The 611-nt window shown below is 63.3% G+C and carries 1 protein-coding gene; it reads left to right on the top strand.

Translation table 11 applies throughout. The annotated features are described in order from the left end of the window. A partial coding sequence (locus tag VB775_RS10270) for an Hsp70 family protein (protein WP_323216782.1) occupies window positions 1–611 on the top strand: 611 nt, incomplete at both ends.

Below are 611 nucleotides of genomic sequence, written 5' to 3'. Positions count from 1 at the left end.
CCCGCGTGATTGCCAGCGCCGAAGGGAATCGCACGATTCCGAGCGTCGTGGCTTTCAAGGCCAATGGCGAGCGCCTCGTCGGCGTCACGGCCAAGCGCCAAGCCGTCACCAACCCGGCGAACACCGTGGGCAGCATCAAGCGCTTCATGGGTCACCGGCTGGAGGAAGTGAAGCAAGAGACCGGCCGCGTGAGCTACAAGGTGGTGGCCGACAGCAAGGGCATGGCGGCGGTTCACATCCCGGCGGTGGACAAGCAGTTCACGCCCGAAGAGATCAGCGCGATGATCCTGCAAAAGCTGAAGGCGGACGCCGAGGCGTACCTGGGCGAACCGGTGACCAAGGCGGTCATCACGGTTCCGGCCTACTTCAATGACAGCCAGCGCACAGCCACCAAGAACGCGGGCGAGATCGCGGGCCTGGAAGTTCTGCGCATCATTAACGAACCGACGGCCGCCTCGCTGGCCTACGGCCTCGATAAGAAGGCCAACGAAACGATCCTGGTCTTCGACCTGGGTGGTGGTACGTTCGACGTCTCGATTCTGGACGTGGGCGAAGGCGTGTTCGAAGTGAAGTCCACCAGCGGCGACAGCCACTTGGGCGGCGACGACTTT

Origin of the sequence: Pseudanabaena sp. CCNP1317 (assembly GCF_034931345.1) — a bacterium.
Taxonomy (GTDB): Bacteria; Cyanobacteriota; Cyanobacteriia; order Pseudanabaenales; family Pseudanabaenaceae; genus Pseudanabaena; species Pseudanabaena galeata.
The sequence above is the reverse complement of the archived record's forward strand: the minus strand, read 5'-3'. Positions and strand labels throughout refer to the sequence as shown.